Genomic DNA, 23,183 nt, shown 5'->3' with positions numbered 1-23,183 from the left:
AAAGATAAATCAATCACGTAAACTCCGCGAGCCAATTACAGTGTAATATTAAATAAATATTTAATTCCACCTAGTTATTTAAGCACACCTTTTACGCATATCTTATGTAAAAGATTCATATAAGAATAACTCATTAATAAAATAATTGTGTTTATACTGCTTTAACGCAATCACAGTGCACAATTAATTCCTCACCGTGATTAATGATAAGGATATATTCTGCTTGAACGCAATATTCAAGCCGGACCAAGGAGGCAAGCCAATGATATCACATTAATTACCCCTGATTTTCAAACCTGTGTACGAGCATATAGAGCGTTAGGTGCAATATTGTCAACGTCCAAAGGAGTTTGATATGTCATTAGCGACCGATAAGATTTCCGGTTATTTAACCAGTTATGAAAGAGGCGATCACGCGGGGAGCAGTAAACCGTCATATACCACGCAAGAAGTTTCAGATCTGCTGCTGAGGAGCCATTATTCCGCCAATGGCAAAGGCGTGACCGACCATGCGGCTACCTTGACCTACTCTTTCCCCGTCTATACCGGCAGCGACAAGACGGGCGCCGCGCAGCTTACCGCCGCCCAGCAAGCCCAAACCAAGCTTTCATTGCAATCCTGGTCGGATGTGGCCAACATCACGTTCACCGAGGTTAAAGGCAACGACGCGAAAAATGCAGATATAAAGTTTGGTTTTTATAAGGCGGCCAGCGGGGGCAATTACACCTCGTATGAAAGTACGCAGAGCAATCTCAAAAGCACCATTTGGATCAGCGGCAATAACGGCTACGACGCCTCCAATCCGCAAACCAATAACTACGCCAGGGATACGCTGACTCATGAAATAGGGCATGCGTTAGGGCTTTCTCATCCCGGCAATTACGATGCGTCAAATGCCACCTACCCCACCTACGCCAACTCGGCGAAGTATTATGAAGACGACCATCAATATTCTTTGATGAGCTATTTTAACGAACAATACACCAGCGCTGACTATAAAGGCGTTTGGCCATCAGGGCCGCAGCTGGATGATATTACCGCCATACAGAAGCTTTACGGCGCGAATACCACCACGCGCACCGGTGATACCACCTATGGTTTCAACTCGAATACGGACAGAGACTTTCTGAGCGTTAAGGCGTCCACGGACAAAATCGTGGCGGCTATCTGGGATGCCGGCGGCAATGACACGCTGGATTTTTCAGGCTACAGCCAGGATCAGCGCATCAACATTAACGAAGGCGCATTCTCTGATGTGGGCGGCTTGAAGGCAAATATCGCCATCGCCTACGGCGCGCAGATTGAAAATATCATCGGCGGCAGCGGCGCAGACATTTTAGTGGGCAACGCGCTGAACAATACGCTAAAAGGCGGTGCAGGCAACGACATCATTTACGGTGCCGGCGGCGCCGATCAGCTCTGGGGCAATGCAGGCGCGGACACCTTCGTCTTCCGCGAAGCCGGCGACAGCCAAGCCGCCGCACCGGATTGGATCCGCGATTTCCAGACGGCGGTGGATAAAATCGATCTGTCGTGGCTCAACCAGACGGCTAAGGCCGACGGGAGCGAGCTGCACTTCGTGGATAGTTTAAGCGGCTCGTTGTATGAAGCGGCGCTGAATTATGACGCGCAGCAGAATGTCACCGATCTGGCCATCAATCTCTCCGGCAATCAATTACCTGATTTCCTTGTCAAAATCGTTGGGCATGTCGACGCTTCCGCCGATATTCTCGTCTAGCAGGGGTAAACCCGCAGCCCGGCGTGAACGCCGGGCTGTTCATCTCTTCTCAGGCCTCACCCCGGCGTCTTTTTACATTGCCACAGCAATAAATCGCGCAGACGAGCTCACACCGCTTCCAGCTCCGCCGCCAGGGTGGCGACCAGCTCCGCCGCCGGCATCGGCCGCGCCAGGCCCACGCCCTGCCCGGCCCACAGCGACATAAACTCCCCGCGCCCGGCCTTGGCCGCCGCCTGGCGGATATCGCCGGTGAGCGCGTTCTGCACCGGATAGGGCAGGATCTGCGCCTCTTCCGCGCGCATCTGCCGCATGAAGTCATTGACGATGCCGCGCGCCGGGCGGCCGCTGAAGGCGCGCGTCAGGCGCGTGCTGTCATCGCCGGCGTTGCGCAGCGCCGCCCGCCAGGCTTCGGCGATGCCCGACTCCGGGCTGCACAGAAACGCGGTGCCCAGCTGCGCCGCCTGCGCGCCCAGCAATTGCGCCGCCGCAATGCCGCGCCCGTTCATGATGCCGCCCGCGGCGATCGCCGGGATCTTCACCGCCGCCGCCACCTGCGGCAGCAAAGCCATCAGCCCGACGCAGGATTGCTCGATGTCGCCGAGGAAGGTCGGGCGGTGGCCGCCCGCCTCCGCGCCCGAGACGCAAACGAAGTCGGCGCCCGCCTCTTCCCAGGCGCGGGCTTCCGCCACCGTGGTGGCGGTGCCGATCACCCGCGAGCCAGCCTTCTTGAACTGCGTGACCGTGGCGCGCGGCAGCACACCGAAGGTGAAGCTGACCACCGGCGGCGCAGCCTCCAGCAGGGCCGCGATCTGGTCGCGGTTGTTTTCGGCAAATTGGGTGGGGATCGGCGGCTCGCTCAGCCCCAGCGCTTCGCGGAACGGCCGCAGCAGGTGCTGGGCGCGCTTAAGCTCGGCGAGATCCGGGTGCTGCTCATCGAGCAGAAACAGGTTGATGTTGAACGGCGCGGCGGTCTGCGCGCGGATCTGCTGCACCCGTTCGAGGATCACCGCCGGTGAAAACAGCGCCGCCGCGCACGATCCCAGCGCCCCGGCGTTGCTCACCGCCACCGCCAATGCCGGCGGCGACGCGCCGTTCATCGGCCCCTGAACGATCGGATAGCGCAGCCCAAGCTCGCGGGCAAAAGCAGAAGGTGCCGTCATCAATGTGTCTCCCTGTGCTGACTACATTCGTCTTACGGCGGCCACGCCGCCGAACCGACCAAAAGCATAGCACCTTCTCACCGCCCGGCCGTGCAGTTAATGCTTCACCTGCCGCCTGTCCAGCGACAGGAAGTGATGCACCACCGGTTTCTCCGGGCCGATATGGAAGCGCAGCGCCTCCTGCTGCAGGTCGGCGTCGGCGTGCGACACCCGCTGGTGCTGCCGCAGGTGCTCCGCCCAGGACTCCACCAGGAACCACTCCATGATGCATTCCGGATCGCCGGTATGCTCGGTGATGCCCCAGGCGTAAGCGCCATCGCGGCGGCGCGCCCGCTCCAGCATCAGCAGCGTGCGCAAGAACTGCGGCCGATCCTGTTCGCGGATGCGGTACTCCACCTGAATCATCACCGGGCCGCGATCGTTTTCAACCGGCGTGTTGACCAACGGCTCCGGCCAATGGTTCGACGGCTGCAGATCGGCCTCGCCGGTCGGCAAGCGCAGGCGATGGAACAGCAGCCCCGCCGCCAACAGGCCGACGCCGCCAACCAGCAGCGTGGCGGCCACGCCCAGCTCCTGCGCCACCAGCCCCCACAGCAGGCTGCCCGCCGCCATCGCGCCGTTGAACACCATCAGGTAAATGGCCAGGCCGCGGCCGCGCACCCAGTTGGGCAGCACGCCCTGCGCCGCGCCGTTGAGCGTGGTCAGCGCGATAATCCAGCCGGCGCCCAGCACCAACAGCAGCACCACCGCCAGCCACTGCGGCGGCGCCAGCGACAGGGCGGCCATCACCACGGCGGTGAGCACCGCCGCCAACAGCACCAGCCCATCGGCATTCAGCCGCTGGCGCAGGCGCGGCAGCACAATCGCCCCGAGGATCGCCCCGGCGCCTACCGCTCCCAGCAGAACGCCGTAGAAACCGGCGCTGCCGCCCAGCATGCGGCGCGCCACCAGCGGCAGCAGCGCCCAGACCGAGCTGGAGAAGGCGAAGAACACCGCCGCCCGCAGCAGCACCACGTGCAGCTCGCGGCTGGAACGGGCATAGCGCAGGCCGGCGCGGAAGGCGCCGAAAAAGTGCTCCGACAGGCCGCTGTCCTCGGCCTTCGGCCGCTTCCACCACAGCAGCGCCGCGATCACCAGCACATAGCTCATCACGTCCGCGCCGTAGGCCGCGCCGGCGCCGAAACTGGCCAGCAGCAGACCGCCGGCCGCCGGGCCGATGGAACGGGCGATGTTGATGCCCAGCGAGTTCAGCGCCACGGCGTTTTTCAGCTCGGCGCGCGGCACCAGCTCCGGCACGATCGCCTGCCAGGTCGGCCCCATCAGCGCCGCGCCGATGCCGCCGACGAACGTCAGCGCCAGCAAATATTCCACCGTCAGCGAACCGGTCTGCGACAGCACCAGCAGGCTGCCGCTCACGCAGGCCAGCAGAATTTGCACGAAGATCAGAAAGCGCCGCCGATCGAGAATGTCCGACAGCACCCCGGCCGGGATCGCCAGCAGGAACACCGGCAGCGTAGCGGCGGTTTGCATCAGCGCCACCGCCGAAGGGTTGCTCGACAGGTCAGTGATCAGCCACGAGCTGGCGACGTCGCGCATAAAGCTGCCGACGTTGCCGAGCACCGTGGCGCCCCACAGCACCGCAAATAATGGGATTTTCAGCGGCGCGAAGCCGCCCGCCGCCGCCTTGTTTTCCGTCTGTTCAGCCATCCGTTCGCTCCTTCAAATCGTTAAATGCCACCAGCAACAGCGCGCCGGCCAGCCCGAGGTGTTCAAAAAATCCGTTCATCATCTGGCCGCGCTCCGCCCCGTCGAACTGCCAGAACGGATTAGCCATCAGCGTCGCCATCAGGGTAAAACCGGCCAGCGCCAACGCGCCGAGCCAGCGATAAAAGCCGCTCAGGATCAGCGCCGACGCCGCCAGTTCGAGCAGCGTCACCAGCACGGCGAACAGCGCCGACGGCTGCAGACCGAAGTGGCTCATCTCGGCGATCGCGCCTTCGACGTTCAGCGCTTTGACCAACCCGCCCTGAATATAGGCGGCGCAAATGGCGAGCAGCAGCAGCCAGCGCACCGCGGGCGCATGCAGCCGCTGTGCGCAGCGGGCGGCGATAGCAGTCAGGTTCATCGCGCCCCCTTAAAACGGCGAATTTTGGATGAAGGCCAGCAGATCGGCGTTGAAGCGATCGGGATCGACCTGCGCCAAACCGTGAGAACCGCCGGCGTAAACATTCAGCTCCGCCTGTTGCATAAGCTTAGCGGCTTTCAGCGCCGAGGCGCCGATCGGCACGATCTGATCGGCGTCGCCGTGCACCAGCAGCGTCGGCTTGTCGATCGCCAGCAGGTCGGCGGTGTAATCCACTTCGGAGAACGCGCGCACACACTCGTACTGCCCTTTCACGCCGCCCTGCATGCCCATCAGCCAGAAGTGGTCGATCAGCCCCGCATTGCTCTCCACCTCGTCGCAGTGGAGGCCATAGAACGGCACCGCCAAATCTTTGAAGAACTGCGAGCGGTTGCCCGCCACGCCGCTGCGAATGCCGTCGAAGGCCGCCATCGGCGTACCCTCTGGGTTGACCGGCGTTTGCAGCATCAGCGGCGGTACGGCGCCGACCAGCACCACCTTCGCCACCCGATCGCTGCCGTGACGGCCGATGTAGCGCGCCACTTCGCCGCCGCCGGTGGAATGGCCGACCAGGATCAGATCGCGCAGATCCAGCGTTTCGATCAGCAGGGCCAGATCGTCAGCGTATTGATTGATGTCGTTGCCGTGCCAGGTTTGATCGGAACGGCCGTGGCCGCGGCGATCGTGGGCGATCACGCGGAATCCGCTCTGGCCGAAAAACAGCAGCTGGTTGTCCCAGGCGTCGGCGGACAGCGGCCAACCGTGGGAGAACAGGATCGGCTGGCCGCGGCCCCAATCCTTATAGAAAATGCGTGCGCCATCAGGCGCGGTAAGGGTGCTCATGACGTGTTCCCCGCTCGGTATCGAATTGGATTTTGTACGGGTTAACAGTACGGCAGGCGTAAAGGCAGTGATAACGGAATAATTTTCGCATGATCGCGAGTTTTTTTGCTGAAGAAGCCGGCGTCGCCGCCGGCGCAAAACGTCAGATGTTTTCCAGATCGATACCGCGCGTTTTTGGGCCGAACAGCCCGATCACCAGCATCACGATCAGCATGCTGGCGACGATAAACGCGATCACCCCCAGCGAACCGCCGTACTGCAAGATAATGCCGATGATGATGCTGCTGAATACCGTCGACAGGCGGCTGAAGGAGTAGCAGAAACCGACGGCGCGGGCGCGGATATGGGTCGGGAAGATCTCGGATTGATACGAGTGGTAGCTGTAGGTCAGCCAGGCGTTGGACCAGGTGATGAAGAAACCGCACAGGATCAGCCACAGTGGGTTGTTCTGCAGTGCGAACAGCGAGCCGAAGATCACCGTCACCAGGCAGGACAACACGATCTGCCACTTGTTCTCCATCTTGTCGGCGTAGAAGCTGCACAGCAGCGAGCCAAGCGGGTAGGCCAGCGTGATGAAGAAAGCGTACAGCAGGCTGTGGGTGACCGAAGCGCCCTTGCCCGACAGCAGCGCCGGCAACCAGTTGCCGAAGCCGAAGAAGCCGATGGCCTGAAAGAAATTCATCACTACCAGCATCAGCGTGCGATCGCGATATTGCGGCGCCCAGATGTCACGAAAGCGGCCGCGCAGCGGCGCCCCCTCGGCATCGTCAACCGGGCGCGACGGGAAGTCCGCGGCCGCCACGCCGCAGCGCCGTTCCATGTCCCGCATCACCTGCCGGGCCTGCGCATAGCGCCGCTGTTGCACCAGCCAGCGCGGCGACTCCGGCAGCCCCTTGCGCACCAGCCAGATCACCAGCGAAGCCAGCGCGCCGGCGATCACCACATAGCGCCAGCCGCTCAGGCCCCAAATCGTCTGCGGCACCAGCCACCAGGACATCAGCGCCACCGCCGGCACCGACAGAAACTGCACGAAGAACGCGAAGGCGAAAGCCCGGGTACGCAGATGCGCGGGCACCCACTCCGTCAGGTAGGTATCGATGGTCACCAACTCGATGCCGAGCCCGACGCCCACCAGAAAACGCAGAAAAATCACCCATTCCGCCTGCTGTTGAAACGCCAACAGCAGCGAGAAGGCGCCATACCAGATCAGGGCGAACATAAAGGTGGCGCGCCGGCCGAAGCGATCGGCGTACGGGCTCAGCAGGCTGGCGCCGACGAACAGGCCGAGAAAGGTGGCGGAGGCGAAGGCCGCCTGATCCGACACGCCGAAGACGCCCTGCGCGCCGGTGTGGAAAATGCCGTCGGCGATAAGGCCGGTGCTGATATAGCCGGTCTGGAACAGATCGTAGAGTTCGAAAAAGCCGCCCAGCGACAGCAGAATGATAAAGCGCCACAGGCCGGCCGACGCGGGCAAGGCGTCGATTCTGGCCGCCAAATCCCGCGCATGGATCGGCGACGCCGCTACAGATTCACTCACCGTTAACCTCGCATTAACATTTTTAATGACTTTCTATGCTAGCGAAGCGGCGTCGGAGTTAAATTTTTAATTAGCAGACTATGAAAAAAAGTTAAGCATAAAACGCTGCAGCAGCCTGTTTTATAGCAGGAAAATGCAGCGCGGGATGCCGCAGCGGCATCCCGAATCCGCAGGTTAACGGCTGTGGTGCTGCTGCAGCCGTTCGCTGCGGTAGACGCTCAACAGGCACCAGCCGAGGGCGATCAGCGCCAGCGGCGCGGCGACGAAGCCGATGTTGCCCATGCCCAGATGCAGACTCACCTGGTTGCCCAGCAGCGCGCCGCTGCCGATGCCGAAGTTGTACAGGCCGGAGAAAATCGCCATCGCCACGTCGGTAGCGTCCGGCGCCAGACTCAGCACTTTGGCCTGCATCGACAGGCCGATCGCCATGATCGCCATCCCCCAGAAGATGCACAGCACCGTCAGGTGGCTTTCGCTGCCGGCCGCCGGCAACAGCAGCAGCAGGCTCAAGGCCAGCAGCGTGATGGCGCCGATGAAGAAGCTGGAAGGAAACCGCTCGCTGTAGCGGCTGAACAGCAGGCTGCCGACGATGCCGGCGGCGCCGAACAGCAGCAGCATCAGCGTGGTGAAGTTCTCCGACAGCCCGGCCACGGTCTGGATAAACGGCTCGATGTAGCTGTAGGCGGTGAAGTGCGCCGTCACCACAATGATGGTCAGCATGTACAGCGCCACCAGCGCCGGGCGTTTGAACAGCAGCGGCACGCTGGCCAGCGAACCGGAGTGCTCGCTTTTCAGCACCGGCAGCAGGCGCCACAGCAGCACCAGCGCCAGCGTGGCGCACACCGCGATGCCGATAAAGGTCATGCGCCAGCCGAGCAGTTGCCCGACCACCCGCCCGAGCGGCAACCCGAGCACCATCGCCAGCGCGGTGCCGCCCGCCAGCAGGCTCAGCGCCTGGGCTTTCTTACCCGGCGGCGCCACGCGGATCGCCAGCGAGGCGGTGATCGACCAGAACACCGAGTGCGCCAGCGCCACGCCGGCGCGCGAGATAACCAGCGTGGTGAAGTTCCAGGCCACGGCGGTCAGCACGTGGCTGGCGATAAACAGCATGAACACGCCGATCAACAGTTTGCGGCGCTCAATTTTGCTGGTCAGCAGCATGCACGCCAGCGAGGCGGCGGCGACGATCCAGCCGTAAATGGTGATGATCAGGCCGACCTGTTCGGTTTGCATCGAGAAGCTGGCGGCGATATCGCTCAGCAGACCGACCGGAATAAACTCGGTGGTGTTGAAAATAAAGGCCGAGACGGCGAGGATGACCACGCGCAACCAGGCGGTTGAGCGCGAAACGGGAGCGTGTTCCATGGTAAAAGAAATCCGGACAGGTGCGGGCAAGTCGCGATATTTTAACCAACCGGCCCGCTAAATGCGATACGCGTCACACTTTAATTGTGTGGTTTTTTTCGCCGCATTTCGACACATTCGCAGACACACGGTTGCACAAATGCTGTGCTAATCTATTGAAGCGTACCAATTTTTCCTGCCGTTTCTCCCCGGCCGTCCACGCGCCGCGCCGAAGAAGCGCGCAGTGTCCCTTTGGCGTTTCCTGAGGCGAGGTCATTATGATGTCCGCGATTTATGATTGGTCCGTACTTGCCCTGCGCAATGTTTACGATCGCCGCATCCAGGGCCAGCCGGTGCTCGACAGCGCGGCCCTCTTCCCCGACGCCGAACGCTTCACCGCCCAATGGCGGCAGATCCGCGAAGAGGCGCTGACGGTCGCCCACGATCTGCACAATATCCCGCGCTTTCACGAGATCATGAGCCAGCAGGCGTCCATCTCCGCCAACGACGCGCGCGACTGGCGCATGTTCATCATGAAGGCCTATGGCCAGCCCATCCCCCGCAACCTGGCGCGCTGTCCGACGCTGGCGGCGCTGATCGCCTCCTCGCCGGACGTGCTGTCCGCGTCGCTCTCCTTCCTGGCGCCCGGAAAACAGGTGCCGCCCCATCGCGGTCCGTTCCGCGGCATTCTGCGCGGCTATCTGGTGCTGGACATGCCCAAACGCGCCGACGGCGCGCCGGCGTCGGTGCTGAAGGTGGACGGCCGCGAATACCGGCTGCACGAGGGGGAGTTCATGCTCTGGGACGATACCTTCGAGCACGAGGTATGGAACGACAGCCCGCAGGTGCGCACCGTGCTGCTGCTGGACATTCGCCGCCGCGACATGCCCGGCGGGCTGCGGCTGCTCTCCAGCGCCATCATCGCGCTGGTGCGGCTGAACGTGCGCTGGATGCAGCGCCAGTTCTGATTGCGGCGCTCAGGCGATTAACCGTCCTGAGGGATCGGCCATTGCTGCGCCAGCCACTGTTCGGCGGTGGTGGTGGCTATGCCCTGGCGCGCATTGAAGGTTTTCGCCTTATCCCACGCCACGCCGTCGGGCCGGGCGAAAGCCAACCGGTATTTGGCGCCGACGTCACGCGGATGGTTCCGCACATCTTCCCGCAGCCGCTCTTTGTCCAACAGGATCCTGTTGACCTCCACGCCCCAGCGCGCCTGCATGACATCGGCAAGCTCGCGGTAGGTCAGCGTGTCGCCGGCGATATAGACCACCTGGTTGCGAAACGCGGGCCGATGGAAAAAAATCGCGGCCGTCAGCCGGCCAATGTCCTCGGGGGTGGTCAGCGTCACCGCGTAGCGCCAGTCGCCCAGCGCGCGCACCGTTTTGGTTGCCGCGTCCACCACGCCAAAGCCGGGGTCAAACAGGTAGCTGGTGAAAATGCCCGTGGAAACAATCACCCACTCCGTCGCACGCTGCGCACGCAGCAGGTGACGCACCTCGAGCTGTTCATCCCACACCTGTTGCCCGCTGCCTTTGCCGACAACATCGTAGTCCACGCCGAACTGCCACGGGAAGTAGCGCGCCACGCCCGCTTGCAAGACGGCCTGGGTGATCTTTATCTGCGTGCCCGCCCCGCCGACAAAGCCGCTGCAGTTGATCACCGCGTCGAAGGAACGGAATAGCGCACTCAGCGCCTCCACGCCGTTTTGCTGCAGATCGCCTTCCACCACGGCGATGCCGAGCCGCGCCAGCGCATCCCGCCGCGCCCGGAGCGGGCCGTTGACGGCGCGGGCGGCCTCCGGCCGGAGCAGCACGCTGATTTTTAAAGATGGATATAGCCGAGCCTGCCGGCTCATCGCACGCAATACCGGCAGCCCCAGTTCACCGGCGCCGAGTATGAGCACGGTATTGATGGATGGATTTGTGGATTTCATGCTTGCCTCCTGTCTTGACACTGCGTCATCCTGACAGCTGACAAAAACGGGTTCAATTAGGTACACGCGTGATACCGGAGAGGAATATGACGAGCGATCGGGAAGCGCTGCTGCAATTTTCGCAGGCGTTCTGTGAAGCATTGAGCAACGACGATGAAGGGCTGAAGCGCGAGATCCTCGCACATGCGGGCAACCGTTGGTCGCTGGGGGTCTTGCATATCCTGGGCACCCACGGGCCGCTGCGCCACGGCGAAATAAGCCGCCAATTAGCGGGCGTGACGCAGAGAATGCTGACGCGGACGCTGCGCCATCTCGAGCGGGATGGGTTGATATCGCGCTGCGATTATCAGGAAAAACTGCCCCGCGTGGTTTACACCATCACCGACGCGGGGGAAGAGATGCTGCTCAACATGCTGCCGCTCTGGTCGTGGATTATCGCCTCCGCCGACGCCTTCAGAGCGGCCCGCTCGCACTACGATGATCAAGAGCGAAACGCCATCGAGGGATGAACGCGGGCATCCCTGCCCGTGAGGCGGCGTTCAGCCGCCGCCCAGATAGGCCTTTCTCACCTCCGGATCGTTCAACAGTTCCTGGCCGCTGCCGGTGAGGCGGATCTGGCCGTTGACCATCACATAGCCGCGATCGGACAGTTTCAACGCGTGGTTGGCGTTCTGCTCCACCAGAAACAGCGTCATGCCGCTGCGGGTCAGCTCGCGCAGCACCCCGAAGATCTGCCGCACCACGATCGGCGCCAGCCCCAGGCTCGGCTCGTCCAACAGCAGCAGCTTCGGCCGGCTCATCAGCGCGCGGGCGATCGCCAGCATCTGCTGCTCGCCGCCGGACATGGTCATCGCCCGCTGGTTGCGCCGCTCCTTGAGGCGCGGAAACAGCTCGAACATGCGCGGCAAATCCTCCTCCAGGTAGCGATTGCCGACGGTGATGGTGCCCATCAACAGGTTCTCCTCCACGCTCATGTCCGGAAAGATGCGCCGCCCCTCCGGCGCCTGCGCGATGCCGCTGCTGGCAACAAAGTGCGTGGAGCGGCGGCTGATGTCCTCGCCGCCAAACAGGATCTGCCCGCCGGCGATGCGCGGCTGGCCGAAGATCGACATCAACAGCGTGGACTTGCCCGCGCCGTTGGCGCCGATCAGCGCCACCGTCTCCCCGGCGTTCACCTGCAGCGACACCTGGCGCAGCGCCTGGATCGGCCCGTAAAACACGTCCACTTCGCGAAATTCCAACATCGCTTCGCTCATCCCGCCAGCTCCTCTTCGTCCGCGCCCAGGTAGGCGGCGATCACCGCCTCGTTGTGCTGTATCTCTTGCGGCGTGCCGCGGGCGATCACATCGCCGTGATCGAGCACGATCACCCGATCGGAGATCTCCATTACCATGCCCATGTCATGCTCGATCAGCAGCACCGTGATGCCGTGATGCTGGCGCAGGAAGCGGATGATGCGGCTCAGCGCGGCCGTCTCCACCGGGTTCAGCCCGGCGGCCGGTTCGTCGAGGCAGATCATCTCCGGCGCGGTGCACATGGCGCGCGCGATCTCCAGCCGCCGCTGCTGGCCGTAGGACATCTCCCCCGCCAGCCGGTTGGCGCAGTCCGCCAGATCCACCACCTCCAACCAATAGAAGGCGTGATCGAGCGCGGCGCTTTCCGCCCGGCGATAGCCCGGCGTATTCAGCACCCCGGCGATCAGGTTGCGGTTGCTCTGCATGTGCTGCGCCACCAGCAGGTTCTCCACCACCGACATTTCGCGGAACAGGCGGATATTCTGGAAGGTGCGCGCCAGCCCGGCGCGGTTGACCAGGTGGGTGCCGCCGAACATCTTGTAATAGAGGCGCGAACCGAGCCGCTTCGGGCGTATCCAGTCGCCGGCGCGGAACTTCTGCCCCAGCACCTGGATCACGTCGGTCGGCCGCTTGTGGGTATTGAGCAGGATCGCACCGCCGCTGGCGCGGTAAAAGCCGGTCAGGCAATTGAACACCGTGGTCTTGCCGGCGCCGTTGGGGCCGATCAGGGCGGTGATGGAACCGCGCTCCACCTCCAGATTGACGTCGTTCAGCGCCTTGATGCCGCCAAAGCGCATCATCAGGTGTTCCACCCGCAAAATGGCGTCGCTCATGGCGCCACCCCCTTGCGTTCCGCAAAGCTGGATCGGCTGATGCGCACCAGCCCGCGCGGCCGCCAGATCATCATCGCCACCATCAGCACGCCAAACAGCAGCACCCGGTATTCGGCGAAGCTGCGCAGCAGCTCCGGCGCCACCGTCAGCACGAAGGCCGCCAGCACCACGCCGAGGGTGGAGCCCATGCCGCCCAGCACCACGATCGCCAGGATCAGGGCCGACTCGAAGAAGGTGAACGACGTCGGGTTGACGAACCCCTGGTAAGTGGCGAAAAACACCCCCGCCAGCCCGGCGGTGGAGGCGCCGAGCATAAACGCCGACAGCTTCACCAGCACGTGATTCAGCCCCAAAGAACGGCAGGCGATCTCGTCCTCGCGCAGCGCCTCCCAGGCGCGGCCAATCGGCATGCGCGTCAGCCGGTGCTTGATGTACAGCACCAGCAGCACCACCAAAAACAGCATCGCGTAGATGAAGATGAACTTGAGGTTGGGATTGTAATCAATGCCAAGAAACTCGTGGATCGGCACCCCGCCGTCCTTGGCGCGCCGGCCGAACTCCAGACCGAACACCGTCGGCGCCGGCACCGAAATGCCGTTCGGCCCGCCGGTGAGCGACATCCAGTTGTTCAGCACCAGCCGGATGATCTCGCCGAACCCGAGCGTGACGATGGCGAGATAGTCGCCGTGCATACGCAGCACCGGAAAGCCCAGCAGCGCGCCGGCCAGCGCCGCCATCAGCGCCCCGAGCGGCAGCATCGCCCAAAAACCGAGCCCGAGATACTGGTAGCCCAATGCCAGCCCGTAGGCGCCGATGGCGTAAAACGCCACGTATCCCAGATCCAGCAGCCCCGCCAACCCGACCACGATATTCAGCCCCAGCCCGAGCAGCACATAGATCAGGCCGAGGATCGCCACCGTCAGCAGGTACTTGGTGGCGACGAACGGGAACAACAGCGCGATCGCCGCCATCAGCGGCAGGAACCAGCGCAGATTGGATTTATAGCCCAACGGGCGCACGTAAACGCCGTCGTTGCCGCCGTCGAAGCGCGCCAGCACCTTGCGGCCCGGCGCGGTTTGCAGGAACAGGCTCAGCAGCAGCCGCCCGGCCATCACCGCAACGATGATCCACACCAGCCGGTGCGGCTCGAAGTTAAAGCTGTAGCCGTTCAGCACGATGCCGACGATCGGCCCGAACACGATCAGGGCGATCAGCCCGGCCAAAACGGCATCCAGCAGGCTGCGTTTAACGTCCAGCCCGCCGTTGATTACGGATTGCGACATGGCGTTCTCCTTAAACCTTGGCGACCAGCGGCCGGCCGAGCAGGCCCTGCGGGCGGAAGATCAGGATCGCCACCAGCAACCCGAAGGAGAACACGTCCTTGTAATCCGAATTCACCATGCCGGCGAACTGCGCCTCCGCGACCCCGAGCAGCAGCCCGCCGAGCATCGCGCCCGGCAGCGAACCGATGCCGCCCAGCACCGCGGCGGTGAAGGCCTTGATGCCGATGATAAAGCCGACGTAAAAATCGAAGGTGCCGTAGTTCATGGTGATCAGCACCCCGGCCAGCCCGGCCATGGCGGCGCCGATCACGAACACCAGCGAGATCACCCGATCGGTATTGATGCCGAGAATCGAGGCCATTTTGCGATCCTGCTGGGTGGCGCGGCAGATGCGCCCCAGCCGGGTGCGCTGAATGATGTAGGTGAGGATCGCCATGCCGAGCAGCGACGCCACCAGAATGAACACCTTGGTGTAGGTGATCTGCACCACGCCGCCGTCGAACTCCAGGCGGAACACGCCGCTCAGCAGCGTCGGGATGCCCTGCTGGCGCGGCCCCTGGCTGATCTGCGCATAGTTTTGCAGGATTAACGACATGCCGATGGCGGAGATCAGCGGCGCCAAGCGGGTGGAGTTGCGCAGCGGCCTGTAGGCGATGCGCTCGATCACCCAGCCGTACACCCCGGTGATGACGATGGTGAATACCAGCGTGCCGAGGATCAGCAGCGGGAACGAGTGCAGCCCGAAGAACGACAGCAGCGCCAGACCGATGGCGCACAGGTAAGCGGAGATCATGTACACCTCGCCGTGGGCGAAGTTGATCATGCCGATGATGCCGTAAACCATGGTGTAGCCGATGGCGATCAGGCCATACACCGCGCCGAGGGTCAGGCCGTTGATCAGCTGTTGCAGAAAGAATACATCCATAATGAGCAGTCTCGCCTGGTAAGGCCGCCAACGCAGTCCGACGCGGCCAAAGGTAGTCGCGGAACGGGCGCGCCAGGGCGGCGGCCCGTCGGTCATAGGGTCATAACTTCACGGTTCGGCCGTTTACAGCTGGTGATATTTGCCCTTGTCATCCCATTGATAGACCACGTAGTCCGAGACCTTCAGATCGCCCTTCTGATCCCAGGCTTTTTTGCCCATCACCGTGTCCACGTCGTGCGACTTCAGCCATTCGGCGGCCTTGGCGCTGTCTTTGCCGCCGGTGGCGTTGAAGGCGGCGGCGATCGCCTGGATCGAAGCGTAGGAGTAAAGGGTGTAGCCTTCCGGCTCAAAGCCGCTGGCGCGGAACTTGGCGATCACCGCCTTGCCTTCCGCGATCTGGCGCGGATCGTTGCCGAAGGTCATCAGCACGCCGTTGGTGTACTGCGGCCCGCCGGCGGCGGTCACCAGCTCTTCGGTCACCACGCAGTCGCCGGAGAAGAACTTGGCGGTCACGCCCTGCTCGCGCATCTGGCGCACCAGCGGCCCGGCTTCCGGATGGCAGCCGCCGAAGTAGACCACGTCAGGTTTGACCGAGGCGATCTTGGTCACCAGCGCGTTGAAGTCTTTCTCGCCGCGCGACAACCCCTCATACAGCACCTCTTTAACCCCGCGCTTGTTCATCGCCGCCTTGGCGGCGTCCGCCAGCCCCTGGCCGTAGGTGTCTTTATCGTGGATCACCGCGATGCGTTTGGCCTTCAGGGTATCCAGCATGTAGTTGGTGGCGATGACGCCCTGCTGATCGTCGCGCCCGCACATGCGGAACATGGTCTTCATGCCGCGCTCGGTGATCTGCGGGTTGGTGGAGCCGGGGGTAATGGCGATGATGCCGGCCTCGTCATACACCTCGGAGGCGGGCATGGTGGATGAGGAACAGAAGTGGCCGACCACCGCCGAGACCTTGTCCTGATCCACCAGCCGGTTGGCGACCGCGACCGCCTGTTTCGGTTCGCAGGCGTCATCCCCCTGCACCAGTTTGATTTTTTCCCCTTTGATGCCGCCGGCGGCGTTGATGTCCGCCGCCGCCTGCGAAGCCCCGCGCCAATACTGATCGCCGTAAGTGGCGTTCGGCCCGGAGAACGGCCCGGCGACGCCGATGACGATATCGGCCTGCGCGGAAAACGCCGTACCTAAACAACCGATGAGCAAAGCAGCGAGCGGACTTTTTATCAATTTCGATGACATTGTTATCTTCCTCAGCACTGTTGTAGCGAAACGCCCTGGGGCGCGGATCAGTCACTTTATGTGTAGACGGGGAAAATAATTTTCTTGAGAGCGCAGTCGCATTCCCCAAAAATGGGTAAGCAAAAATCCAGCCATTGTGACGACGAATACATATTGTTTGCTTATTCATCCTACATATCAGTTGCGGCGCGGCGTGTGGCGGGGATAACAGGGGCTGGGCCGTACGGCCAAGATGGGAAGGTGCAGGATAGCGAGAGTGACCCTGCACCATCGCCGTGCAAAGGCGTGTGCAAGCGGCGTCAAAACGATTTGGGATGCAAAAATCAACGCATCGCGATGGAAAATGCCGAAAAACAGCGCAAGGTGCTCATTCCCTCAGCAAACGCGCTTTTTTTGCAGTTTAGCGCTTTGACAAACCCCAGGCGCCCCGCTATTATTCGCCCCGTTCACACGATTCCTCTGTAGTTCAGTCGGTAGAACGGCGGACTGTTAATCCGTATGTCACTGGTTCGAGTCCAGTCAGAGGAGCCATATTTAGAGAAGCCCGCTTAAGGAAACTTAAGCGGGCTTTTTGCTTTAACGCTAAATGCATCGACAGGCAGCGTTACTCTGTGGCTATCGGCGCGTCATTCTCATCAATTTTTACCTTGCCCTGAATATCCGCAATCTTCTGCGCCAGACCCGCTACCTGCGCTTTGCTGTGCAGCAAGGTATAGGTCAGATCAAACTGCGCACTGGCGCCAGGCTGCAACTGCTTAACGCGTTTTTGTTCGCGCTCGACAGTGACCGGGTAGGCATAGCTGGTGCCCGGCTCAATCCCCGTTACATACCCCTGTTTTAACGTATCGGTATTCTTCCACAGCGTCAGGACGGGCAACTGGCGGGTATCGAACTGAATCGCCACCCCTTTGTCGCCCGCGTTATTGACCAGCGCCGCCAGTGTCTGATGATTCGGATCCGATAATGGCTTAATGTTAAAGACCATTTCATCGAACCCTTTGGTTGGACCGGCATAGGTTCCCCAGGTCTTCAGCCCGGCTTTGGCATAGTCGTTAAACGGACTGATGCTGGCCATCGGCGCCAGGAAGCGAGCGCCATTTTCCAGAATCGGCGCGCCGAAATTGCTGTGATAAATAATCTGGTAGTCATGGGGATAATCCGCCCGGTTGGTTAACACATCATGCAGGCGGAAACTGTTGCTGCCGGGCACATAGCGCAATTCGGTCAGGGTTTGCAGATCGGCTTTTTTGAATGTGCTCTCTTTGATCAGGCCGCGAACACGAATTTCATACGGCGCCGTATCCGCGACCTCAACCTCAACCCGCGAGGCCGGCGTATTGCCCGCTTTGCCGTGCAACGTGTAAATTTGCCCTCCTTCGGTCACTGGATGACCGGTCCACTCATAGCCACAACGCACCATCATCTCATTGAAACCTTCCAGCCAGCCGAGCCCATTGCGGCTTTCCAGGTTGATAAAGGCGGGGTTGACCACCTCTTTGACCGGGGAATCCCATCCCATTTTCGCGCCAAATCCTTCTGCCCGCAGGAGGTTCATGCCGCGGGTGGGACTCAGCGTGATGGTCAGGCCATCCTCGCTGCGGATAATCACGACTTTGCTGCCTTCTTGCTTACCGCCGTGCAATACCTTCTGCTCAATGCTGAACGTTTTATCCTTAATCTTCAGCGCCTCGCTCGAAATCTTCCAGTTTCCTTTCTCCACGCCATCTTCAGCGCTGGTCAGCACCCAACTCTGCGCCGCCGCCTGCCCTGAAATCAGGGCCGAAAACACCGCCATCACCCATGTCTTTTTCATTTCCCTTCCCCTTTAGCTGAATCGATTTTTTATAAACAAGGGAAAATCTACTGTTAAGCAGGTTAAAGAAATGTGATGAGCTTCACCGGGTGAGTATTTGAAGAAATAGTGCGATAAAAATACGAATTTCATCCCAGTTTTAATGAAATATATTGAGTTATTGCATGAGAAATGAGCTATTTATCAACATAATTTGTATCGTTTCAGCTAAAAGGCAAGGAGACGGCTCCGGGCAAGCAAGACATCCCGAAGGGAGTGCGGGTGGCTTGTTTAACGCTATCCGGCCCAAACGAAAGTGCTCAGACAGCCTGCCCGTCTTGAGCCTCGTTGCTTTCACGGCCGCCTGCTTGTGTCAAAGCACAAAGCCCGCACCGGGGAATCTGAGCGTGCTTTGTGCCTTTCTGCCGTTAGCGCTTACAGCACAAACTCGTAGTGAGAGCCGTCCGGCAGTTCAATGTCCAGGCGCAGTTTGCCGCCGGCCGCCTCAACATAGCGTTTAAGCGAAGACAGTTTCAGATCGCGGCCAGGTTTTTCCATCACGGCAACGGTCGGCTGCCTGATCCCCAGCGCCTGCGCCATTTCAACCTGCGTTTTCTGTACTTTTTCACGCAGCTCGGCAAGGTGAATGTTCAGCATGATGTCCGCCGCCAGCGCCTGCGCTTTGGCCACGACCTCGGGCTTTTCATCCGCAATAAGCTGTTCCAACGTTCTGCCCATCGCGTCACTCCTTCTCGTTTAATGTGTTCAGCCAGTTCGTGAATTCCCGATCGGCAACCTGGATCATCCCATCGTAAAAACGCTTTTCATTACCGGCTTTATTGCCCGCGCAAAGCACAATGCCAATACGGTACGGATCGAAAGCGAAGAATGCCCGCAACGGTTCGCCTCGGCGCTGAATGCGCAACTCTTTCATATTGCTGTAACGTGAGCCTTTAACCGTATCGGCATATGGTCTGGGCAGCCCCGGCCCCTTTTCCCGCAGGACCATCAATGCGGCAAGTACGCCGGCCCGATCGGCATCGCTGAGTGATCTGAACCAATGATCAAATGCATCCGTTGTTTTAATTTCCCACACGGGCCCCTAAAATATAGATCATTAACTATATAGATGTAAAACTATAGCAGAGAGGCGCTGGGATAGCATGCAAAGGCATGCGTGGATACTGCAAGGCTGAACGTACATCCACGCATTTTGCAAACGCAGTGCGAGGCATTCAGCTTTTTACGCGCGGTATCGAACAATCGTTCAGAGACACGGAACGTTTCCCCGCCGCCCCTTTATGAACCCTGTCACAAAAAGCGCATAACGTTTTCGACGTTCTACGCAGCGGGCGGTGAGCGGCAAACTTGTTAACGCCACGTTACATCGGGTTAGGCAACATTGTTAACGCCGATTGATGCGCCAAACGCATCGCGCCATGCGTTTATTGCGCTTATTTACTTTATTTTCCTGAGCGAGTCTTCAGCAACAGGCGCGGCGTCAGGCGCCAATAACAAACTGGAGATAAAGATGCATTCCTCTACCTCACCCATGACTCCCCGGGCCAGAGCCGGCGCGATATTGCGCGTCACCTCCGGCAACTTTTTAGAGCAGTTCGATTTTTTCCTGTTCGGCTTTTACGCCACCTACATCGCACACACCTTTTTTCCGGCCAGCAGCGAGTTCGCCTCACTGATGATGACCTTTGCGGTGTTCGGCGCGGGCTTTTTGATGCGCCCGATCGGCGCCATCGTGCTGGGCGCTTACATCGATAAAGTCGGCCGCCGCAAAGGGCTGATCGTGACCCTGTCGATCATGGCCGCGGGCACCTTCCTGATTGTGCTGATCCCCTCTTACCACAGCATCGGGCTTTGGGCGCCGCTGCTGGTGCTGTGCGGGCGCCTGTTGCAAGGCTTCTCGGCGGGTGCGGAGCTGGGCGGCGTGTCCGTCTATCTGGCCGAAATCGCCACGCCGGGCCGTAAAGGCTTCTACACCAGTTGGCAGTCCGGCAGCCAGCAGGTGGCGATTATGGTGGCGGCGGCCATGGGCTTCGCGCTCAATGCGGCGTTGGAAGAAAGCGCCATTCGCGAATGGGGCTGGCGCATTCCTTTCCTGTTCGGCTGCCTGATCGTTCCCTTCATCTTCCTCCTGCGCCGCAAGCTGGAAGAAACGCAGGAGTTTACCGCCCGCCGTCACCACCTGGCGATGCGCGACGTGTTTAAAACCCTGCTGAAAAATTGGCCGGTGGTGATCGCCGGCATGCTGATGGTCGCCATGACCACCACCGCGTTTTATCTGATCACCGTCTATGCGCCGACCTTCGGCAAAAAGGTGCTGCTGCTCAGCGCTTCCGACAGTTTGCTGGTCACCCTGCTGGTGGCGATCTCCAACTTCATCTGGCTGCCCATCGGCGGCGCGCTGTCGGACCGCTTCGGCCGCAAACCGGTGCTGGTCGCCATGACGCTGCTGACGCTGGCCACCGCCTACCCGGCGCTGAGCCTGCTCGCCGCCGCCCCCAGCTTCGGCATGATGCTGGCCGTGCTGCTGTGGCTGTCCTTCATTTACGGCCTCTATAACGGCGCCATGATCCCGGCCCTGACGGAGATCATGCCAACGGAAGTGCGGGTGGCCGGGTTCTCGCTGGCCTACAGCCTGGCGACGGCGGTGTTCGGCGGCTTTACGCCGGTGATCTCCACCGCCCTGATCGAATACACCGGCGATAAGGCTTCACCGGGCTATTGGATGAGCTTCGCCGCGCTGTGCGCCTTGCTGGCGACGCTGTATCTGTATCGCCGCATCGCCATGCCGCTGCAAACCGCACGCTAACCCGCAATCGCAACAGGGAATCATGTCATGCAGAAACTCACTCGTTCGATCCTCGCCGCGCTGGTGTGCGCCTCCTGCAGTACGGCGGCGCTGGCCAAAGACGTGACCGTGATGATCTCCGGCGGCTTCAAAGCCGCGCTGGAAAAACTGGCTCCGGAATATGAAGCCCAAAGCGGCGACAAAATCATTCTGGTGTCCGGCCCCTCGATGGGTAAAACGCCGCAGGCGATCCCCGCGCGGCTGGCGCGTGGAGAGCAAGCCGATGTGGTAATCATGGTGGGCGACGCGCTGGCCCAACTGGACAAAGGCGGCTGGATCCAGCCGGGTTCGCGCGTGGAGCTGGCCGACTCGCCGATCGGCATGGTGGTGAAACAGGGCGCGCCCAAACCGGCGATAAAAACGGATGCCGAGCTGCGCAATGTCTTGCTGCAAGCTGACTCTTTCGCCTATTCCGACAGCGCCAGCGGCCGCTACGTCAGCGGCCAACTGTTCAAAAAGCTCGGCATCGAGGAACAGGTGAAAGGAAAGGCGCATAAGGTTGAGCGCATCCCGGTGGCCTCTGAAGTGGCGCAAGGGAAATACGCGCTGGGCTTCCAGCAGGTCAGCGAATTGCTGCCCGTGGCGGGCGTCACCTTTATCGGCGAGCTGCCGGAAAACGTACAGTACATCACCCGCTTCGCCGGCGCGGTGACCGCTAAAGCGGAGCACCGCCGCGAAGGCAAAGCGCTGCTGAACTTCCTCGCCTCCTCTCAGGCGCAGCCGACCATTCGCGCGACCGGCATGCGAACCGTGCCGGCGCAGCAGCCAGTCAGGCAGAGTGATACTGTTCAGTAATCAGCTTTTCCAGCTCGGCGGCGACGAAAGACTGCATGCGGCCGCGGCGCCGGATCAGACCGACGGTGCGTTTCACCACCGGATCAACCAGCGACACCGACGTCAACACCGAATGTTCTGAAGCGGGCATCGACATGGCGGGCACGGCGGCAATGCCGATGCCCGCCTCAACCATACCCAGCATGGTTGTCACATGGCGAGTTTCACACACGCTGGGGCGTTCCGGCACGAGGTGTTCCAGGCGCTGATCGAGCAGATTGCGATTGCCGGAGGTTTTATCCAGCGAGACGTAATCCTGCTGATAAAATTCCCGCCAGGTGAGGCTCTTTTTACCGGCGAGCGGATGGTCACGTCGGCAGGCGGCCACGTAGACGTCCCCCACCAGCGGCACAAATTCAAGATTAGGCTGCAACCGCCCGGCAAAGCAGATGCCGAAATCGGCCTGGCCGCCGGTGACCGCCTCAATCACATTGCCTGCGCTGCCGTCGATCAGCTTGACGCGCACGCGCGGATAGCGCAGCCGGAAACGGCGTATCACGTCGGGCATGAAATAGTAGGCCGCCGAGGGCACCGTGGCGACGGTAACCAGCCCCACCCGCTCTTGACTGACCTTATCGATATCGGCCATCACCGCTTCGACGTTCATCAGCAACTGCTCAGAACGTTCGGCAAAGGCCTGCCCGTACAGCGTCAAGGTCACGCGCCGGGTGGTGCGATCGAACAGTTTGATGCCCAGCGCGTTTTCCAGTTTCTCAATCCTGCGGCTCAATGCCGACTGCGACAGGCAGATAGACTCTGCGGCCAGCCGAAAATTGCCGTACTCCACCAGCGCGCGAAACGCATAGAGATCGTTGAGATCAAAATTTACGGGCATAACGGCCAACTCTCCTTGCTGAAATGGCATAAAACGCAAACCAACGATGATAACCGCTTATATCGCCACGCTCACCGGCTTTGGTGGTTGAACCACCAAGGCCCCTATCGCCCCAGCAGCACCATTCCCCAAATAATGATAGTCATCACCACGGCAACCAGCTGCGCTGCGCCGCCCAAATCTTTGGCGCGTTTGGATAACGGATGTAATTCCAGCGAAATGCGATCGACCACGGTTTCAATCGCCGTATTAAGCAGCTCAACCACCAATAGCAGAAAACTGCAGGTGATTAATAACAGCCTTTCCATATTTGTAATATCTAAACCAAATGTAACAACCAGTAATATAGCATTAATAACCAATAATTGGCGGAACGCATCTTCGGTAAGCACGGCATCAATAAACCCGGCCCAGGAATTCCTAATGCTGTAGGTTAATCGGCTTATTCCTTTTTTCTTTTCCACAGGCATACAATCAGCTCTCGTCAAAACTGCGACAGTCACTCGCAAATAAATCACGCAGCGTGAATTTATCTTGAGTTTATTAATTAAAAACCTTAACCGTTCTCTTTCCGGAGACGATGCATTCGCTCACTCGCCGT

The 23,183-nt window shown here is 60.7% G+C and carries 22 protein-coding genes and 1 tRNA gene; 6 read left to right on the top strand and 17 right to left on the bottom strand.

Going from position 1 to position 23,183, the window contains the following annotated elements:
* Nucleotides 1–355: 355 nt before the first annotated feature.
* The gene (locus ACJ8KE_RS01880; protein ID WP_049299778.1) at nucleotides 356–1,738 is read left to right on the top strand and encodes a serralysin family metalloprotease; all 1,383 of its coding nucleotides are present in this window, start codon (nucleotides 356–358) and stop codon (nucleotides 1,736–1,738) included.
* A 107-nt stretch (nucleotides 1,739–1,845) separates the two neighbouring features.
* On the opposite strand, the gene ACJ8KE_RS01875 is transcribed toward ACJ8KE_RS01880, so the two are convergent.
* From ACJ8KE_RS01875 to ACJ8KE_RS01850, 6 genes are all read right to left on the bottom strand, one after another.
* Nucleotides 1,846–2,898, bottom strand: coding sequence for an NAD(P)H-dependent flavin oxidoreductase (locus ACJ8KE_RS01875; RefSeq protein ID WP_049299779.1), 1,053 nt, complete (start codon nucleotides 2,896–2,898; stop codon nucleotides 1,846–1,848).
* Between the two features lie 96 nt (nucleotides 2,899–2,994).
* A complete protein-coding gene (locus ACJ8KE_RS01870; RefSeq protein WP_016927051.1) occupies nucleotides 2,995–4,605 on the bottom strand; it encodes an MFS transporter in 1,611 nt (536 codons plus the stop codon).
* The gene (locus ACJ8KE_RS01865) at nucleotides 4,598–5,023 is read right to left on the bottom strand and encodes a DoxX family protein (RefSeq protein WP_016927050.1); all 426 of its coding nucleotides are present in this window, start codon (nucleotides 5,021–5,023) and stop codon (nucleotides 4,598–4,600) included. The genes ACJ8KE_RS01870 and ACJ8KE_RS01865 overlap by 8 nt, the downstream gene beginning before the upstream one ends.
* Nucleotides 5,024–5,032: 9 nt before the next feature.
* Nucleotides 5,033–5,863, bottom strand: coding sequence for an alpha/beta fold hydrolase (locus tag ACJ8KE_RS01860; protein ID WP_016927049.1), 831 nt, complete (start codon nucleotides 5,861–5,863; stop codon nucleotides 5,033–5,035).
* 142 nt (nucleotides 5,864–6,005) lie between these two features.
* Nucleotides 6,006–7,400, bottom strand: coding sequence for an MFS transporter (locus ACJ8KE_RS01855; protein ID WP_015378463.1), 1,395 nt, complete (start codon nucleotides 7,398–7,400; stop codon nucleotides 6,006–6,008).
* Between the two features lie 174 nt (nucleotides 7,401–7,574).
* Nucleotides 7,575–8,765, bottom strand: coding sequence for a sugar transporter (locus ACJ8KE_RS01850; protein ID WP_306376873.1), 1,191 nt, complete (start codon nucleotides 8,763–8,765; stop codon nucleotides 7,575–7,577).
* Between the two features lie 260 nt (nucleotides 8,766–9,025).
* Here ACJ8KE_RS01850 and ACJ8KE_RS01845 point away from each other — a divergent pair, with 260 nt between their 5' ends.
* Nucleotides 9,026–9,712: an aspartyl/asparaginyl beta-hydroxylase domain-containing protein gene (locus ACJ8KE_RS01845; protein WP_442517273.1), complete on the top strand. Its 687-nt coding sequence runs from the start codon at nucleotides 9,026–9,028 to the stop codon at nucleotides 9,710–9,712.
* A gap of 17 nt (nucleotides 9,713–9,729) precedes the next feature.
* Here ACJ8KE_RS01845 and ACJ8KE_RS01840 read toward each other — a convergent pair whose 3' ends face one another.
* Complete coding sequence (locus ACJ8KE_RS01840; RefSeq protein WP_016927045.1) at nucleotides 9,730–10,677, bottom strand: aromatic alcohol reductase; 948 nt, start codon at nucleotides 10,675–10,677, stop codon at nucleotides 9,730–9,732.
* Nucleotides 10,678–10,763: 86 nt separating this feature from the next.
* Here ACJ8KE_RS01840 and ACJ8KE_RS01835 point away from each other — a divergent pair, with 86 nt between their 5' ends.
* Nucleotides 10,764–11,186: a winged helix-turn-helix transcriptional regulator gene (locus ACJ8KE_RS01835; RefSeq protein ID WP_016927044.1), complete on the top strand. Its 423-nt coding sequence runs from the start codon at nucleotides 10,764–10,766 to the stop codon at nucleotides 11,184–11,186.
* Nucleotides 11,187–11,216: 30 nt separating this feature from the next.
* Here the strand turns inward: ACJ8KE_RS01835 and ACJ8KE_RS01830 are convergent, their stop codons facing one another.
* The 5 genes from ACJ8KE_RS01830 to ACJ8KE_RS01810 form a co-directional block, all read right to left on the bottom strand.
* Complete coding sequence (locus tag ACJ8KE_RS01830; RefSeq protein ID WP_004928599.1) at nucleotides 11,217–11,933, bottom strand: ABC transporter ATP-binding protein; 717 nt, start codon at nucleotides 11,931–11,933, stop codon at nucleotides 11,217–11,219.
* Nucleotides 11,930–12,805 (bottom strand): ABC transporter ATP-binding protein, encoded by an 876-nt coding sequence (locus ACJ8KE_RS01825; protein ID WP_016927043.1) that lies wholly within the window; start codon nucleotides 12,803–12,805, stop codon nucleotides 11,930–11,932. The genes ACJ8KE_RS01830 and ACJ8KE_RS01825 overlap by 4 nt, the downstream gene beginning before the upstream one ends.
* Nucleotides 12,802–14,088 (bottom strand): high-affinity branched-chain amino acid ABC transporter permease LivM, encoded by a 1,287-nt coding sequence (livM, locus tag ACJ8KE_RS01820; RefSeq protein WP_016927042.1) that lies wholly within the window; start codon nucleotides 14,086–14,088, stop codon nucleotides 12,802–12,804. The genes ACJ8KE_RS01825 and livM overlap by 4 nt, the downstream gene beginning before the upstream one ends.
* Nucleotides 14,089–14,098: 10 nt before the next feature.
* Nucleotides 14,099–15,013: an ABC transporter permease subunit gene (locus tag ACJ8KE_RS01815; protein ID WP_016927041.1), complete on the bottom strand. Its 915-nt coding sequence runs from the start codon at nucleotides 15,011–15,013 to the stop codon at nucleotides 14,099–14,101.
* A gap of 123 nt (nucleotides 15,014–15,136) precedes the next feature.
* Nucleotides 15,137–16,255 (bottom strand): branched-chain amino acid ABC transporter substrate-binding protein, encoded by a 1,119-nt coding sequence (locus ACJ8KE_RS01810; protein WP_016927040.1) that lies wholly within the window; start codon nucleotides 16,253–16,255, stop codon nucleotides 15,137–15,139.
* A 455-nt stretch (nucleotides 16,256–16,710) separates the two neighbouring features.
* Here ACJ8KE_RS01810 and ACJ8KE_RS01805 point away from each other — a divergent pair.
* Nucleotides 16,711–16,786 (top strand) — tRNA-Asn (locus ACJ8KE_RS01805).
* Between the two features lie 73 nt (nucleotides 16,787–16,859).
* Here ACJ8KE_RS01805 and ACJ8KE_RS01800 read toward each other — a convergent pair.
* From ACJ8KE_RS01800 to ACJ8KE_RS01790, 3 genes are all read right to left on the bottom strand, one after another.
* Nucleotides 16,860–18,068, bottom strand: a complete 1,209-nt coding sequence (locus ACJ8KE_RS01800; protein WP_079449935.1) for an aldose 1-epimerase family protein — start codon at nucleotides 18,066–18,068, stop codon at nucleotides 16,860–16,862.
* Between the two features lie 414 nt (nucleotides 18,069–18,482).
* The gene (locus ACJ8KE_RS01795; protein WP_016927038.1) at nucleotides 18,483–18,785 is read right to left on the bottom strand and encodes an XRE family transcriptional regulator; all 303 of its coding nucleotides are present in this window, start codon (nucleotides 18,783–18,785) and stop codon (nucleotides 18,483–18,485) included.
* Nucleotides 18,786–18,789: 4 nt separating this feature from the next.
* Complete coding sequence (locus tag ACJ8KE_RS01790; protein ID WP_049298854.1) at nucleotides 18,790–19,143, bottom strand: type II toxin-antitoxin system RelE/ParE family toxin; 354 nt, start codon at nucleotides 19,141–19,143, stop codon at nucleotides 18,790–18,792.
* A 435-nt stretch (nucleotides 19,144–19,578) separates the two neighbouring features.
* On the opposite strand from ACJ8KE_RS01790, the gene ACJ8KE_RS01785 reads away from it, so the two are divergent.
* Both ACJ8KE_RS01785 and ACJ8KE_RS01780 read left to right on the top strand, forming a co-directional pair.
* Nucleotides 19,579–20,874: an MFS transporter gene (locus ACJ8KE_RS01785; RefSeq protein WP_028127724.1), complete on the top strand. Its 1,296-nt coding sequence runs from the start codon at nucleotides 19,579–19,581 to the stop codon at nucleotides 20,872–20,874.
* A gap of 27 nt (nucleotides 20,875–20,901) precedes the next feature.
* Nucleotides 20,902–21,708 (top strand): substrate-binding domain-containing protein, encoded by an 807-nt coding sequence (locus ACJ8KE_RS01780; protein WP_048796852.1) that lies wholly within the window; start codon nucleotides 20,902–20,904, stop codon nucleotides 21,706–21,708.
* On the opposite strand, the gene ACJ8KE_RS01775 is transcribed toward ACJ8KE_RS01780, so the two are convergent.
* Together ACJ8KE_RS01775 and ACJ8KE_RS01770 are read right to left on the bottom strand one after the other, a co-directional pair.
* Nucleotides 21,683–22,582, bottom strand: coding sequence for a LysR family transcriptional regulator (locus ACJ8KE_RS01775; RefSeq protein WP_049298857.1), 900 nt, complete (start codon nucleotides 22,580–22,582; stop codon nucleotides 21,683–21,685). The two genes, ACJ8KE_RS01780 and ACJ8KE_RS01775, sit on opposite strands and share 26 nt — an antisense overlap.
* A gap of 104 nt (nucleotides 22,583–22,686) precedes the next feature.
* Entirely contained in the window at nucleotides 22,687–23,052 is a 366-nt protein-coding gene (locus ACJ8KE_RS01770; protein ID WP_306376874.1) for a diacylglycerol kinase, read from the bottom strand.
* Between the last annotated feature and the right edge of the window lie 131 nt (nucleotides 23,053–23,183).

Source organism: Serratia sp. CY56464, from assembly GCF_052168435.1.
In the GTDB taxonomy this organism is placed as follows: Bacteria; Pseudomonadota; Gammaproteobacteria; order Enterobacterales; family Enterobacteriaceae; genus Serratia; species Serratia marcescens.
This window is presented reverse-complemented; position numbering and strand designations above follow the sequence as displayed.

Bases quoted from the DNA above. Each gene is read 5' to 3' on its own strand.
- ACJ8KE_RS01800 (WP_079449935.1), bottom strand. From the start codon at position 18,068: ATGAAAAAGACATGGGTGATGGCGGTGTTTTCGGCCCTGATTTCAGGG.
- ACJ8KE_RS01870 (WP_016927051.1), bottom strand. From the start codon at position 4,605: ATGGCTGAACAGACGGAAAACAAGGCGGCGGCGGGCGGCTTCGCGCCG.
- livM (WP_016927042.1), bottom strand. From the start codon at position 14,088: ATGTCGCAATCCGTAATCAACGGCGGGCTGGACGTTAAACGCAGCCTG.
- ACJ8KE_RS01810 (WP_016927040.1), bottom strand. From the start codon at position 16,255: ATGTCATCGAAATTGATAAAAAGTCCGCTCGCTGCTTTGCTCATCGGT.
- ACJ8KE_RS01840 (WP_016927045.1), bottom strand. From the start codon at position 10,677: ATGAAATCCACAAATCCATCCATCAATACCGTGCTCATACTCGGCGCC.
- ACJ8KE_RS01795 (WP_016927038.1), bottom strand. From the start codon at position 18,785: ATGGGCAGAACGTTGGAACAGCTTATTGCGGATGAAAAGCCCGAGGTC.
- ACJ8KE_RS01865 (WP_016927050.1), bottom strand. From the start codon at position 5,023: ATGAACCTGACTGCTATCGCCGCCCGCTGCGCACAGCGGCTGCATGCG.
- ACJ8KE_RS01880 (WP_049299778.1), top strand. From the start codon at position 356: ATGTCATTAGCGACCGATAAGATTTCCGGTTATTTAACCAGTTATGAA.
- ACJ8KE_RS01850 (WP_306376873.1), bottom strand. From the start codon at position 8,765: ATGGAACACGCTCCCGTTTCGCGCTCAACCGCCTGGTTGCGCGTGGTC.
- ACJ8KE_RS01815 (WP_016927041.1), bottom strand. From the start codon at position 15,013: ATGGATGTATTCTTTCTGCAACAGCTGATCAACGGCCTGACCCTCGGC.
- ACJ8KE_RS01770 (WP_306376874.1), bottom strand. From the start codon at position 23,052: ATGCCTGTGGAAAAGAAAAAAGGAATAAGCCGATTAACCTACAGCATT.
- ACJ8KE_RS01785 (WP_028127724.1), top strand. From the start codon at position 19,579: ATGCATTCCTCTACCTCACCCATGACTCCCCGGGCCAGAGCCGGCGCG.
- ACJ8KE_RS01835 (WP_016927044.1), top strand. From the start codon at position 10,764: ATGACGAGCGATCGGGAAGCGCTGCTGCAATTTTCGCAGGCGTTCTGT.
- ACJ8KE_RS01825 (WP_016927043.1), bottom strand. From the start codon at position 12,805: ATGAGCGACGCCATTTTGCGGGTGGAACACCTGATGATGCGCTTTGGC.
- ACJ8KE_RS01875 (WP_049299779.1), bottom strand. From the start codon at position 2,898: ATGACGGCACCTTCTGCTTTTGCCCGCGAGCTTGGGCTGCGCTATCCG.
- ACJ8KE_RS01780 (WP_048796852.1), top strand. From the start codon at position 20,902: ATGCAGAAACTCACTCGTTCGATCCTCGCCGCGCTGGTGTGCGCCTCC.
- ACJ8KE_RS01845 (WP_442517273.1), top strand. From the start codon at position 9,026: ATGTCCGCGATTTATGATTGGTCCGTACTTGCCCTGCGCAATGTTTAC.
- ACJ8KE_RS01775 (WP_049298857.1), bottom strand. From the start codon at position 22,582: ATGCCCGTAAATTTTGATCTCAACGATCTCTATGCGTTTCGCGCGCTG.
- ACJ8KE_RS01830 (WP_004928599.1), bottom strand. From the start codon at position 11,933: ATGAGCGAAGCGATGTTGGAATTTCGCGAAGTGGACGTGTTTTACGGG.
- ACJ8KE_RS01860 (WP_016927049.1), bottom strand. From the start codon at position 5,863: ATGAGCACCCTTACCGCGCCTGATGGCGCACGCATTTTCTATAAGGAT.